Source organism: Parabacteroides sp. AF21-43 (assembly GCF_003635435.1).
In the GTDB taxonomy this organism is placed as follows: domain Bacteria; phylum Bacteroidota; class Bacteroidia; order Bacteroidales; family Tannerellaceae; genus Parabacteroides; species Parabacteroides distasonis.
Map to the genome: position 1 here is coordinate 108,230 of NZ_QTMG01000013.1, position 14,336 is coordinate 122,565.

Annotated in this window: 10 protein-coding genes; 1 reads left to right on the forward strand and 9 read right to left on the reverse strand. The window is 42.3% G+C overall.

Features of this window, described 5'->3' with window-relative positions; all coding sequences use genetic code 11:
- Positions 1–286 precede the first annotated feature (286 nt).
- The 8 genes from DWX84_RS11230 to DWX84_RS11265 form a co-directional block, all read right to left on the reverse strand.
- On the reverse strand, positions 287–2,761 hold the full coding sequence (locus tag DWX84_RS11230; protein ID WP_122297495.1) for a DUF4906 domain-containing protein: 2,475 nt from the start codon (positions 2,759–2,761) through the stop codon (positions 287–289).
- 17 nt (positions 2,762–2,778) lie between these two features.
- Entirely contained in the window at positions 2,779–4,305 is a 1,527-nt protein-coding gene (locus DWX84_RS11235) for a hypothetical protein (RefSeq protein WP_122297494.1), read from the reverse strand.
- A 21-nt stretch (positions 4,306–4,326) separates the two neighbouring features.
- On the reverse strand, positions 4,327–5,418 hold the full coding sequence (locus DWX84_RS11240) for a hypothetical protein (RefSeq protein WP_122297493.1): 1,092 nt from the start codon (positions 5,416–5,418) through the stop codon (positions 4,327–4,329).
- A gap of 254 nt (positions 5,419–5,672) precedes the next feature.
- Positions 5,673–7,199, reverse strand: a complete 1,527-nt coding sequence (locus tag DWX84_RS11245) for a fimbrial protein (RefSeq protein ID WP_122297519.1) — start codon at positions 7,197–7,199, stop codon at positions 5,673–5,675.
- 54 nt (positions 7,200–7,253) lie between these two features.
- Positions 7,254–8,381, reverse strand: a complete 1,128-nt coding sequence (locus DWX84_RS11250) for a fimbrial protein (protein ID WP_122297492.1) — start codon at positions 8,379–8,381, stop codon at positions 7,254–7,256.
- Between the two features lie 41 nt (positions 8,382–8,422).
- Positions 8,423–9,334, reverse strand: a complete 912-nt coding sequence (locus DWX84_RS11255; RefSeq protein ID WP_122297491.1) for a FimB/Mfa2 family fimbrial subunit — start codon at positions 9,332–9,334, stop codon at positions 8,423–8,425.
- Positions 9,335–9,376: 42 nt separating this feature from the next.
- On the reverse strand, positions 9,377–10,636 hold the full coding sequence (locus DWX84_RS11260; RefSeq protein ID WP_048927147.1) for a fimbrial protein: 1,260 nt from the start codon (positions 10,634–10,636) through the stop codon (positions 9,377–9,379).
- 225 nt (positions 10,637–10,861) lie between these two features.
- Entirely contained in the window at positions 10,862–12,190 is a 1,329-nt protein-coding gene (locus DWX84_RS11265; protein WP_122297490.1) for an ATP-binding protein, read from the reverse strand.
- A gap of 132 nt (positions 12,191–12,322) precedes the next feature.
- Between DWX84_RS11265 and DWX84_RS11270 the strand changes: the two genes are divergently transcribed.
- Complete coding sequence (locus DWX84_RS11270) at positions 12,323–13,324, forward strand: site-specific integrase (RefSeq protein WP_122377513.1); 1,002 nt, start codon at positions 12,323–12,325, stop codon at positions 13,322–13,324.
- Between the two features lie 425 nt (positions 13,325–13,749).
- Here the strand turns inward: DWX84_RS11270 and DWX84_RS11280 are convergent, their stop codons facing one another.
- Positions 13,750–14,016 carry a hypothetical protein gene (locus tag DWX84_RS11280; protein ID WP_199703906.1) on the reverse strand — a complete coding sequence of 89 codons (267 nt, stop codon included), beginning with the start codon at positions 14,014–14,016 and terminating at the stop codon, positions 13,750–13,752.
- Positions 14,017–14,336: the final 320 nt, after the last annotated feature.

Here is a 14,336-nt window from a genome sequence, read left to right on the forward strand (position 1 = left end):
GGGCATTCTTGTACCGTTACACCCCAGTCGTAAGCCTGTTTTTCCCCTTTTCACCCTACTTGATATGAATTACGATGAATTAATTTAGCTAGAATGAAAGGGCATTTTTCAACATCTACGTATATGCTAAGCAATTACTGTTTTTTTCTTGCGTATTTGGAGGCAAGTCGTAGGTCGGGACGGAAAAAGGGATTCTCCGGGAGTTAAGAATACAAAGTGTCAGATTGATTTCTGTTAAATAGAGAGAGACGCAGCATGCTGCGTCTCTACAACTAGATATATCAATTTATTTTTCACTCCTCACACAACGAACAAACATGCCGTTATTCGTATTTAATGTTCCGACATTAATAGGAACATTGGTATTCAGAGAATACCAAAAATCTATAAAAAGCATATTCGTATCAGCATGAGAGTCACCAGATCCAGACCAATAAAAAGCCCCATATCGATGGGCTGTATTATAGAGAAGTCGACCTCCACCCAAATACCCAATACCAATCTCATCAATCCCTGTATCCTCTGCAGCACTCCCATGCTCAGTCATAACAGCCTTTCCATAAGAGAAGAACAAATTGACAGGTTCTCCAGTAGAACGAACCATTAATGTCCCTTTAGCCGGATTGCAATCTATAGTTTCATCTATAACCGCATTGCCTTCTGAATCCCACTGCCAACCAAAAGGAGTATTCTCAACCGGACAACTATCATCATACACATATCCTCCATATGTAAATAATGTATTTTTCTCCGTAGCACTCTTAATAGCACTGTAATGGCTAGCCGCAGGAACTTTATAACCACTCGGACATGGACCTTGCCCATACTCCCATTTGTATTTTTCATTGCGCATGTCCTCCGATGTTTTTTCTTTCCAATTCAAATGCTTATTACCATAAGTCACATCCCATGGTGTATAATAGGAATCTGAAGCCCCTCCTTGATAAAAATATCCAGATTGGGTCGGAGCGTTGGTGATAGAGCCTTTTGTCGTACAATTGAATAAAGACCAAGTTGCCCCACCATCCAACAATTGCGTATCCGCATAACCTTGACGCAAATAAATCATATGCTCGCAACGGTTATTATGATAGGTTACCTTGATAGCGCCATAACGATTGGTGGAAGAACTTCCTGTGCTCGAATTCGGTTTATAATTAAAAACAATATCACCTCCAGTACCTGTAACAGACTCCGATGTTCCGACGACAGACTGTCCGTCATCTGTAGATAGCGTAAACCAATCTCCAGCGGTAATAGTAGCTGTCCAAGGGCCAATAGAATTCAATATCTCATACTTTCTCTTCTCCTTATTAAATTCTCGCACCTTAACTTTGACAAGCTCCCTGTTGTCCCATTTCTTATAGAAAGCTATCGGATCGACCAAACGGATAACTTGATTGACAGTTACAGTTTTAGAGATTGATTTTCCATCCTTCCCTGTAGCCGTAATCGTCACGGTATTAGTTATGTGATCCTTACTACTAATATTCGTTTTCTTCGTGATAACTCGAATCGTATTCGTATTTTTATCATACGCACCAATCTGGAAATCCTCACGATTTGAACCTTCCACACTCCATGTACAATTATCAAACCAACCATGGTCTGTTGGCAACTTCACTTGGATATCACTTATAGAGCCTATCCGATACCCGATATAAATATCATCCACCGTAAAATCCCAGTTGAAATCTTTCGTCACACGCCAAGAAGCCTCGTCAACCCCGCCCTTACCAGTTAGATTAAGCGTTACGTTATAATGGGCGTTTCGCTCTACCTCAAAATTGGTAAAAGCGTTATCTCCTAAGAAAAAACGATAAACAATCTTCCCATTAGCACCCATTTCTGAATACTCTGCTTCCACACGAATATAAGAACAAGTCTTATCCGTTTCCACAGTGGCGACATCCTTTATAGGGGTGTTACCTAAACTTGCCGGGGTTTTATAAGCCTCTACATACTGTCCGTCTTTCAGTAAGCAGACACCATCCGGTTGCTTATTCTCATACATAAAGAAAACACTGTTATCTTTCATTGAACTAACATTTTCTACCGGATTGGAAAATTCGATCATATCAGCCTCCGTTATATAATCTGAAGGTGACGGATTTGCCGGGATTAAGTTGTTCATAAACAATTTACCAGTAGCCGGTACTTGATGCAAAGATACTTTTAGGGGCTTGATCGTACGATCTTTCAATCCAGAAGTATTCACAGATACGGATATCATAGCGTAAATACGCTTTAACGAAAGGATGGCAGAACCTTTTCCTCCGCTAACTGATACATCATCAGCGGATGCGCTCATTACCATCTTTGGCAAATTATCTAACGTTCCATACGATAGATTATCTATCTTATCGAACGGCTCCGCACTCAAATCAGATTCTGCGTTCGCAATTACTCGTACACGATAAGAACCATTCTGTAAAGCTATATCGTAATTAACCGCCTTATTCTCTTCGTTATTATTTACGGTAAAGCCATTCAAGGCTGCACCGGTCAAATACAATCCTTTAACTAAGCGATTATTATCCTTATTATACACAAGGATATTCAAATCGCTAATAGCATTAGCATCAGTAGCCGAGGCTTTCGTGAGCGGAGAGATCACGTCGCTAGCGGAAACGCTCAAGGACAGTCGTAATCCATCAACATTCTGCTCTCCTCCATTCACTTCCGTCTCTTCCATGCAGGAACCTAGTCCTAGCATTAACAGGCCCAAGAACAAGGCATATATATTTTTTATCGCTTTCATAATATTCTATTTACTGTTTAATTAAAGTTTGCGCTAACATCTTTCCCAACCCAAGGAGCTACCCATATATTAAACTCACCTGTTGATTGTTTCAACATTCCTGTCACATGATAATAGTTACCGTGGATCAAACCGTCCGTGCATTCATCCGCTTTATATTCAGGGTTGATTGGGATGGAGTATTGATAGTCCGTACTCTCTCCGGTAGAAGTTATATCTATTTTAGATACGGTTCCACCCATTTCCAATTCTTCCGTATTGATAATAAACTTAGTGTTTGAACCTTCTCCCCAGCCCCCATCTTCATCCCATGTGGGATGAAAACCTGTAGACTTCAACTTATAAGTTGCTATTTCCTTTTTATCACCCTTAACGTATTCCCCAACTATCTTCACAGACAAGGCTTTTGTTAGATCACTGACCTTGTCTCTTTCATACGTGTAAAAAGATAAATTGACCTTAGTATCTGCCATTCCTCCTAGGATAGATCCATCTCTCAAACCAATCGCATCATTCAATTGATTTGTGGGGATAATCAGTTTCGATTGTGTATTCACATTCAATACTTGAACACTTATCAAATTAAACAACCATGTTGGAGTTGTAGTAGTTATCGCCATTGTAATAGGGTTTCCCGAAGAAAAACTTTCTATATGCGCATATTTATTACTAGTATTAGGTTGATTAGCACAGTCTTTATCCGCAGAGTTATTCCATGCCCGCGCTAACGCCTTAGCACCAGCTGGAACTTTTTCTCCCGATCCTGTTGCCTTCAATGCACCAGACTGATCCACATATACAATAACAGGTTTATTTTTGTTAGATGCGCTACTCATTCTTTTAGATAACTTATTGATAATGTCATCTATAGAATAACCATCCAACGTCCACTTACTCGTAGTCGTAGAGCCTTCCATCTTCGGCAACTCCACATCCAAGTCCAACTCTACTTTCGCCGCCAATTGCTTCAAATGGACATCCTTGCCGCCAGAAATCACACCGCTAGTAGCGGTAAATTTCATATCCTGCTCGCCTGCCTTTATCAAGGTTTTCGGATCGAATGTATAATAACCCTCTCCACCCAACGTACCAGTATAAGTTACCGTCTCGGCACTTAACCCATTATAATCCATTTCCGCATAAGACGCAACCTTGTCCTCCAATGGATTCACGATAGCTACCACCTTCAGTTCCGTGTTAAGCGGTAAGGTTAAACCGGTCAATTTAAAAGAGCCGGAACTTTGTGTCCCGACAAAACTGCCATCACCTAAGGTTCCAGTCTTAGAAATCAAGTATTTCCACTCGTTATCCACCTTCTTGAAGATGGAGACGAAAATATTGTTTATGTTAAGCTCATCCGCCGTAGCGTACTGATAAGTACCACCGGCATTTATCGCTTTCGTCTCCACGCCCTCAGTAGAGAAAGAGATCGAAACCGTACCTGTTTCCATCGGTCGCTCATCTATCAGCTTCTCTTCCGTACATGCGGTAAAGGCCAAGAGCGCCAAAAATCCTGTCAATACTATATCTTTTAACTGCTTCATGTTATGTTTATTTTACCCTGTTTACTTAACTGGTTCTCCAAAAATATCACCGACACTCAAGGTATTCGGTATCCAATCTTCAATTACAAAATCAATATCCTCGCTGGCATTACCTATTGTCACAGATAACTTATAGAGATTCCCCCCAACAACCTTCACCGCATCTCCCGGCTTTGTCTTGATCGGATAGGTACGATCCATTACCGCACCATCGACCTTATAGGTTATTTTCATGGAAGTCTGACGATCCACATCCGTATTATCATAGCCATAAAAACGGATCTTATCGTAAGTACCGTAAATGTCTTTCTTCGGATCACTCTGGTTCACATCGGTTGGCTTCAGAATATTATCATCTACTCCGGAAAAAGAGCTACCATACTCACCTACCACTTTAGCGCTTAGCTTAATGTTCAGCATCTGTACGGAAACGACCTCTACATTCGGTACTACCGGATACTCACCATCCACCTTTTCTTTACTCGTGTCTACCACCTTGAAGGAAGCCAGTTCAAACGCCGCAACTCTCTGCGATACGGGAATTGTTATTTTGTTACAATTCACGTCATCGTGAGTAGCCAATTGAGTAGTTGTTTTATAAGATCCAATGGGTTGTTCTCCTACTTTTACTAGAAAATTAGGTTCTGCCAACTCTACATCTCGAATACCCGCTATGGTTGTACAAGCCAATAACTTATCGGCAGTCGTCTGTGTCAGGTTCGCCACCGCATAAGCCGTAAGTGCTGGCTTATCACTTGGCACTTTCACGATCATGTGGCGCTTGATATCCGTAGTAAAGGACTCGCTACTCGTCTGCAAATCGCTTGTTGCGTACCAATAAGAAGACAATACATTGTCATCTTTAATAATAGCTACAAAACAATTACTGATAGAAGATTCCGTAGAAGTAACATCATTGGGATTTTCCGTTATTTCACCAGCCTTGGTCATAGAGCTTTTGCCGGAAAGAGAGAAGGCAAAAACGGCCTCGGTGTTTGCGATATTCGTCCCAACGCCTCCCATATCCACGTTATTCAAAATATCGTCTTCCATGGAGCAGGACACTCCGATGCAAAGGAAGCATAACAATGCTAGTATATTCTTTATTTTCATAATGGATTGAATTTTTCTCTTGTTTTACGCTAGCAAAATTAGAGGAATCCATTATTCGACACGATAGGCGTAACTTTCAACTTTAAGGGGTAAAACTAGCATATTGGAAATAGCATTTTAAGGGTGTGGTTAAAGCTATCTTAGGCGATAGGGATACCTATGCAGGGTGCAAATCCATCCATCATAGGACAAAAAAACGGAGCCCGGAAATTCCGAACCCCGTTCTCGCTATTAATCGTTATGAAAGAGTTTAATCAATTCACGTCTGTCTCGGTTTGCGTGATGACCGTCCAAGGCTCAACCTTAATACTGAAACTGATACAAGCGTTCAACTCGCTTGTGTCAGGGTCCTTTGAGCCTTCACCGGTTATCGTAGCGTATATCTTATAGATGGTATTACGTTGTACACCAATAATGCCACTAGCCGCATCTTGCTTAATTGGTATACGGTAGTAGCGATCTTTTTTAACCACATCATTACCGAGTCCTTCCGTTTTTCCTTTTGGATACCAATCGCCTCGAAGAATTAACATGGTCTGTATATATCCAGATGGAGTATCACTTTTACCCGGATCTGAAGGCATATCTTTATCCCCCTTCATTTCAAACACATAAAATTGAGGCATATCTTTACGTCCTTGTTCATCACCGCGAATCGTTTGATCATTAAAAGAGAACCAATTTTTAGCATTATAATCTATGGAACCATCGGCGTTCAAATTAGAAGAATGACTATGACCCGTCATTGCGATAAGTACCCCCTCATCCATTTCACAATGTAAAGAAGCTACATTTTTACTACCGTTCACTAAGAAATAGTCATCCCGGTTATAGCTACAACCATGAGAATACGCTTTAGCATTGTCCAAACTATACGGTTCCGCGTCAGCATAGATAAGGGAAGTATTGCTAGCGTTCGCAATATATACATCTTTCAACTCAAATGACGCGTTAGCATAATTGTTCTTGAAGTCGCAATCAATAGCTTGAAGTTGGACACGGGCTACATGGCGGGTTAATGGGATTTTATCAGCATCTGGAATACTTGCCGGATCATAAGAGGAACTTTTTTCAGTCCATCCTTCCGCTCCACTTGTTTTCTCAATCACCCTATGTGCTGCACCTACTGCCGCATTGTTTGTATATATAATAGAAGGGGCTGTAGATCCTTTCACCCAATTATCATATGTTGTTCCTGCCAGAAGCTTATAACTACTACCTCCACCAATCGTAACTATCTGGCTGAACATCGGTACATAGTATCGCATACCACCCATATGCACATACGAAAAATCAACGAGATCTTCAAGTTCGGCAGTTTTCACATCCCCCAAATTAGAAGGAGGCGTAGCAAGTTTCGTATTCGCCAGAAATATCACTTTCAATTGCGTATCGGAAAGTTCACCTGCCGCCGTAGCCTTTACCTTAACAACGATATCCTCAATGGTTTTCACGGAGTTGGTGCCATCCGAAGTTACCGTTTTCATAGCGGCGAATTTATATGCATCCTCGTTCACCCCATTGTCTACATAAAACAAATAGGCGGTTAGTTCATTAATAAATTGCTCGTTATTACTGCCAGATTCTAGCACAGCATCACCGCCCTCTTCCGTTGCACCTTTTGTCTGTATCCCATCCAAAGCCGTAGCGGTAAGAGAGACGTTCGCGTCTATCATCTGATAGTTCTCTTCCGGTATCTCGATGCCATTCGAGCTATCGTCCGAGCAGGAGGCAAAAGTGCATGCGGCGAAGGAGGCTAATAATAAATGTCTTAGTTTCATATCCTTTTGTTTTTTCTTGTTTATACTAAATTTCATTCCCTATGATTCCATTACTTAGTCTATTACCGGATGCTGCATTACCGGGCCCCAGCCTACTACCTGCACGGCTATATTCAAGTTGGTATCTACCTCGGGTTCCGGATCCGGACCTGGGCCCGGGTCTGGCGTTACGGGAATATTGTCGAAACTTTCGCCGTCAAAATAAATACGGAGACGGTAAACGTAGTTGCGACGGATGAAATTATGATCATAGCCGTTCTGCAAGCCACCCGCATTGATCACCGCCGTGAAGATTTTCGTATGGTCCTGATAACTGGAATTTCCCCGTAAGGTAGCTTTTACGGCGATCATCGTGTGATCGTCGCTTTTCATATTTTCCATTACATAATGAACGAATGGCGTATTGGATATCGAAGCGCCATCATTTACCAACAGATCCTCGAACGAGGTATCTTCCGAATTTCGCACGGCATCGGGAGCCTCTGTCTCTCCCCAATCCGCCTCACTGAAATAGTAAGACTTTGTCTTCATATTGTAGATGCCTACCGCATCGATTCGCACCTCACGTCCGGCGAACGGCGTTCCGGCAAAACGAGTGGATATATTCACCAAATCAATACGTGCGGCTACACGGGTCAAAAGGATCGGGTCGGAGATGCCATCCACATTCTGATCGCCAAGATCCGTATATCCTAAATAGTTATCTTCCTCAGATAAAGTGGATTTTGTAACGATCACTTGACTACTCATCGTTAGGTTCGTTTGCGATTGCGAGGAGAGGTCTACCAAGCGAGTCTGGAACTCATCATATGTAGAAACGGTAGATAATAAATCTCTCGGTACGTTCGCCAAGACAATGATCCGTGCCCGGACAGCCTTCGTTGTCGGCACATCGGCTATTATGGCGGAATGTTCCGCCCCGGAAAGAGCCTCCCATTTATAACCGAGCAGTTCCGTGCCGGTCTCATTAAATACTACCACTGCCAAATTATTGATATAAGCCTCACCCTCCAACTCATTCACGTCATTGGGATTATAGGCTTTCGTAGCCGTACCGGACGCCTTGACAGCGACGGACAGCTTAGCGCCTTCTAAGGGAAGAACCGGATCCTCATCTTTAGAACAACTCACACAAGCGAGAATCGCCAAACCGGATAAAAATATGTTCGCTAATAATTTCATGTTCGTATCGTATTTCTTATTTATATATGATGAGGTACCCTTTAATGCATCGGAATATCTTCTTCCACTACTCCCCAAGGACGAACGGTTGCCCGGACGGATAAGGTTCCGCCCTCACCCCATTCAAGGATCAGATGGGTATTCTCTCCCGCGCTCGTATAAATAGGATCACCGTTCTCGTCTACCTTGGCCGAGCCTAACGATACTCCATTGGCGCTTATCGACACAGCCATATCCTGTCCCGGACAAGCGGTTTGCATAGTAGGAGTTATCCATTCAACCCCGGACTCGTTCCACGCACCTTCCGGATTATAATATACGCTATCGCCAATCTGCGTGCCACGGTAATCAAAACCACTTAATGTATTATTCAAGTAGAAGTCGCAATCCGCGGAACTTCTCAACCCCATCCTGCCGAGTTGCTCTTGCAACCCTCGGGTCTCGATCGTGACCGTACCCACTTTCGGACGAATCACGATCTCAGTCTCCTTCGCTACGCCTCCGGCTTTTGTCAACACTTGTTCGCTACCATAATAAAGGCTATCCGGGGTAACCGCCAAACCATCTTGGCTTTTCAACATCACTTTCAAGTCCTCTATGGTCTGGGCCTCCGATACGGATTGCTTTTCACCCAAGGCATTCACGTTGCCCCATGCCACGATACGTAGACTACGATCGGCGGTATAGCCATCCAATACGATCTCATTGCGGGAACGGATAAAGTTCTTATCCAAGCGACGTTTCTCCAAGTAATTCAGATTCTCGTCGAATATATACAGATCGGTAGATTCCATCCATCCGTATTCCGTTATATCATCTCCCTTGATATTCTCGACCTTCAGTTTGAGCGTATAGCATTGATCCAAATCCTCCTTGATGCAGCTAGTCGCTATCATAACGAACAAAGCCACAACTAAGAGAAGCAATTCCTTTGTAAACAGTATGTGTTTCATAATCCTAATTTTTTCTTATCAATTATTTTACCCAATATTGCTTTATTCTACTTCCTCATGGATAGTCTTCACGTTCCATGGCTCCACTTTCACGGATGCGCTCACGTTCGCCGATACCATCGGATCGTATGGGATCTCGGAACCGGGGCCGATGATGGTCAAGGTGATCGCGTATTTGTAGTTACGTTGGACGTAAAACCCACTCTTCTCTTCCGTACCACCAATCGTCACTTTTTCTCCAACAGGAATCGCGTAATAACAATTCTCTTTCGTAATAGACTCTTTCGCACCTTGCGGGAGATAAGTATAATCACCCTTTACGAGCAATAGAGTGTGGTTTGCATAAGCCGGATTAACATTAGATTCACCTGCATTAACTTCACCTTTTATATTCTCATAAACATAAAATTCATGATTCAAAGCCTCATCACTTGTTGTATTTTCTTGAACTAACATATCTCTTAACGACTGAGTCCCTTTCTTGTAAGAACCTTCGTCAATATTCCCTGAAAACTCTCGACCAACCATATATTTTAAATATCCAAGAGTCGGATCTGTAAAATCAATTATTTTCTCTATCGCTCCCCACTCTTCTTTAGAAGCCACATTTGAAACACCTTTTGCGCTTGCGATAAAGACTTCTTTTAAAACGAAGTTTTTACTTATATAATTCGCAGTATCGGGATTACTATGCGTTACCCGAGCTAAAGCGATCGAAGCGACATTACGAACCAAAGGAACTGGGCCTCCACCATGAACTTCCTGGCCTGTTTTTCCATTCACAGTTATCTCACTCTTCTCATCAGCATAACCTATATAGTTAATCGTATTCGCAACTAATGTCACATCAAGCACCCCACTACTCATCGTCAAACCTTTTTCCAAGGTCTCGTCGGCCAGATTGATTGTTGTTTCAAGAAAGTCAGTTATATCCTTTGCCTTTGCCAATTCAGCTTGGATAGCCGGGGCAGCGTTCGCCACAACCACGACCTGAGCATCACCCGCATACACGTCTTGCGGACCGACATCCTTTGTCCCATCAAGGTTAGGAGTAGCATCTTTTGTATATATCACACTCCATCCATCAACTCCAAACACCCCAACCGTTAGCGTATTCACGTCCGCATCCGTTGGAGTAGTTTCTCCGGTCTTCGTAACCGCCCCCTCCTCACTCTTGATAGCCAAAGCTAGTTGAGCTTTCTCCAAGACAGGAGCCTTTGGAATTTCTATTTCATTATCATCGGAACAAGCGGCAAATCCGCATAGCACCAACGATAAAAGAATGTATTTCTTGAATCTCATAGTATAATATTTTTTGTTCTCACATTAATATGTGACAAAAATAGAAAGGATATATCGTGGCGCTGATAGGCAGAACTCTCTATAATAAGAGACAAATGTATCAATTTCATAAAAGTGATAGGTTTCCCTACCTTTTGCAACTTTCACCTATAGAAAAAGGCTCAATCCGTGTATTTTATGCTACCGGGATGGTACTCGGATCATCCTAGTAACAAATATACATAATCACTTAAATTCAGCAAAATCATGGCAAGAAAAAAGCAAGACCCATTTCCATGCAGGGATCACCTTGATCTCCTTGCCTTCTCTATTGAATGTATTTTCCTCGTCTTTCGTGACAATGATAAGATTCTCGCATCCGGTCACCGAGGCGGCTTCCAGCAAGCCTTTGATTTCCCTTTCTCTCGTACTCGCATCCACCATATCCCAAGTGACCTGTATGAGTTGTATCACGTTATCCTCCCGTTGAAGCACAAAATCGCACTCACAATTTCCTTGATAGTAGGCAATCTTGTCCGAAGGGAGCCGCATCCGGTTCAGTTGCATGAACACGGTGTTTTCCAGATTTTTCCCATTGTCGTTGCTCTGCGGCATAAGCACGGCACCACGCATACCGTTATCTATACAGTAGTATTTATCAAGCGATTTCTGTTCCTTTACCAGCGAACGGTCGTATTTGGAGATTCGTGCGAACATGAAGATGTTACAAACATAATCAGCCCAAAGATACAGGTCATCCTTACTGACTTTAAGCCCTTGGGACTTGATGTCCTTGTAGATGGCATTGATGGAGGTAGGCTTGGTGAGATTGGCCATGACACGCTTGACGAAATACCGTACCACACCCGTATTGGATATCTTGTAATGTTCGGCCAAGTCCTTCAATATCATCGTGTCGAAATAGCCGTGAAGCAGTTTCAACTGCTCCGACCGGGATGACGTCAATACGATTTCGGGAAAAGCGCTTGCCTGATTGTATGCCTCGAAAGCCATCTTCAATCTTGCCCTGTCCTGTTCCAAATAGCTATTAGTGGCGATTCCCTTGAAACGGCAATATTCATTGAACGAAAGCGGATAGGTCTCGTATTCCAAGGGATATCCGCGCAGAGCCGAACTTAACTCTGTGGACAGCATGGTAGCATTGCTTCCGCACACATAAATGTTCTTACAATAAGATTTATAGACACGCAAGACGAAGTATTCCCAATCCTTAATCAATTGAATCTCGTCGAAAAACATATACACATCTTTTATGGGTATATCCGGAAACATCTCCATGTATGAAACTATCACATCATCCAAATCATCGGATGACATATTTTTCAAACGCTCATCATCAAACCCCAGCCATAATATATTTCTAGGGGAAACCCCTTCACGGACAAGCCCATTGATAGCGATCTCCATTAATGTGGACTTACCGCAACGACGCACACCCGGAACCGTAATGATCTTGTTTCGGTTGATCGGTAACTTTATGTCTCGCTCAATCACATCAAACGGAATTTCGCTTTGCTTGATGGCAATAAGAGATTTGATGACATCTTTCCTCATGATTTTCTTTTTTTATAGGACAAAGATAGGATTTATTTCCTAAATTACAGGAAACAAACATATTGATATTTCCTTGAAATTAGGAAATACTATACTGAAAAACTTACATAATCACTTAAATTCAGCAAAATCATGGCAAGAAAAAAGAATGAGATGAAAGCGAAAGAGCCCGTAAAGCTCCGGTTCAAGAAACTGTCGAACGCGAACCAGTCCATATATCTGGACATCTATTACAAAGGAAAGAGGTATTATGAGTTCCTCAAGCTCTACCTCACCCCGGAACGTTTCCCTGAAGACCGTGATAAGAACCGGATCACTTTGCGCTTGGCCAATAGTATCAAGGCACAACGGATCATTGATCTTCAGAACGAGATTTATGGTGTCCGTATGATAAACGGGCTCGGGAAAAAAACACTTTTAGAATTCCTCTCGGAATTGTCCACCGATAAATCCGCGCATGGCGACAAAGCCTATTCCCTACGATTAAGAAGTCTGGCCAATCATCTTAGAGACTATATGCCGCAATGCTTGCTTAAAGACATAGATACCGGTTTCGTGAAAGGTTTCATCGCTCACTTGCGTAAACAACCCTACCTCAAAAGCGACTTCACGATTCACGGTTATTACCGGCTCCTGAATGTCACACTCAATAAGGCGGTCAAAAAAGGACTGATCCTCTCGAATCCTTGTGGTTCGCTGGATACAGACGAAAAACCCCACAAACCTACCAGCCTGCGTACTTATTTGACCCTAGAGGAACTAAAGAGGTTAATCCGGACAGATTGCGCATGCCCAGAGGTAAAAAAGGCTTTTCTGTTCTGCTGTTTCTGCGGACTCCGGATCAGCGACTTGACCGCTCTTAGATGGGAAGATATGCAAAAAGAAGGAAATGATAAATTCCGTTTACAGATCATACAAAGAAAGACGAAAGAGGCTATTTATCTCCCATTGTCCGAGGAAGCGATAAAATACCTTCCCGCAAGGGAGAATGACAATGACAGGGTCGGCTTGATATTCCATCTACCTAGCCTCACGATTATATGTCAGGTATTAAAAGGCTGGGCCTTAGCCGCCGGCATCAAGAACAAGAAAGTGACCTTTCACGTAAGGAAACACAATGCTTTTGCTATCTAACTGAAAATTAAATAGTTCTCTTGTTATTTTTATTTAATAGGTAACTATTTAGAAACGAGCGAAATTCAGCGGCTTGTTTCATCTTGCATACATTCAAAGGACGTTTTTGTTATGCAAAAATAAGGTTTTCAAGTGAGAAAAACAAAATATCCTTAGGCTTTATCTCCTAAAAACTACCAGTAATGGGGGGCTGGAAAACAATCCTCCTTTTGAAGATATTTCTCTTCTTTTATGTACATATCCGCGTATGCTTTGCGGAACAAATGTCTTTTTCTATTATTAATATTCATCATTTCCTTTTTTACCAAACGCATCTTACTATCAGGTCTGTCCTTTTTTCTATAGTTGTGTCCCTGGCATAAGACTGTCCTGCCGGGTTACGGGTATGGAAGTGTTCCTCTTCCCCTTTGTCTGGCGGTTGCATCTCAAAGGTTCATCCCGGGCAAGGCAGCCGGTAACACAAGCAGGGCGGTCCGTCGGAGTCCACGTAATAATTTCACATTTTCTGTGTTTCTTTCTGTAAGGCTTCCTTCAGCGTCTGCTTGTCCAGTGTTTTCTGTTTCGACATGAGCAGCTGCAGGGCGCAACGGCGCACCACGTTGGTTATGGAAGGAAAGGTAAAAATAATAAAAGAATTGATTCGCTTCAATAAAAATCCAGTTTTTTTCATATCGGACACACGGCTTTTTCATTTAAGAAATATTGTTCATCGCTTGTAATTGTAGTAAAAATGCTTATATTCGTGCACAGCGATGCGGAAGCACCGCCTTAGGTGTTTCTTCTTATCGTTCATTTTTATTTTTTTTATAGGCGGAATTCAATAGAATATGATGTTGATATTGTCTTCCGCCTTTGTTTTTGCAATAGCAAAAATACGATTTATTTCGTTGATATACAACTTTTTATACGCAATATTACTAAAAAAGAAACACCTTGACTGTCTTCGTGGCAGCATCATGACTCATTTGAGAAAATTTGTATCCTCAGTCCCTGAATACCGCAGAACAAGCAG

Excerpts from the sequence above, each read along its gene's own strand:
- DWX84_RS11280 (WP_199703906.1), bottom strand. The coding sequence starts at position 14,016 with ATGAAAAAGCCGTGTGTCCGATATGAAAAAAACTGGATTTTTATTGAA.
- DWX84_RS11265 (WP_122297490.1), bottom strand. The coding sequence starts at position 12,190 with ATGAGGAAAGATGTCATCAAATCTCTTATTGCCATCAAGCAAAGCGAA.
- DWX84_RS11235 (WP_122297494.1), bottom strand. The coding sequence starts at position 4,305 with ATGAAGCAGTTAAAAGATATAGTATTGACAGGATTTTTGGCGCTCTTG.
- DWX84_RS11250 (WP_122297492.1), bottom strand. The coding sequence starts at position 8,381 with ATGAAATTATTAGCGAACATATTTTTATCCGGTTTGGCGATTCTCGCT.
- DWX84_RS11245 (WP_122297519.1), bottom strand. The coding sequence starts at position 7,199 with ATGAAACTAAGACATTTATTATTAGCCTCCTTCGCCGCATGCACTTTT.
- DWX84_RS11230 (WP_122297495.1), bottom strand. The coding sequence starts at position 2,761 with ATGAAAGCGATAAAAAATATATATGCCTTGTTCTTGGGCCTGTTAATG.
- DWX84_RS11270 (WP_122377513.1), top strand. The coding sequence starts at position 12,323 with ATGGCAAGAAAAAAGAATGAGATGAAAGCGAAAGAGCCCGTAAAGCTC.
- DWX84_RS11240 (WP_122297493.1), bottom strand. The coding sequence starts at position 5,418 with ATGAAAATAAAGAATATACTAGCATTGTTATGCTTCCTTTGCATCGGA.
- DWX84_RS11255 (WP_122297491.1), bottom strand. The coding sequence starts at position 9,334 with ATGAAACACATACTGTTTACAAAGGAATTGCTTCTCTTAGTTGTGGCT.
- DWX84_RS11260 (WP_048927147.1), bottom strand. The coding sequence starts at position 10,636 with ATGAGATTCAAGAAATACATTCTTTTATCGTTGGTGCTATGCGGATTT.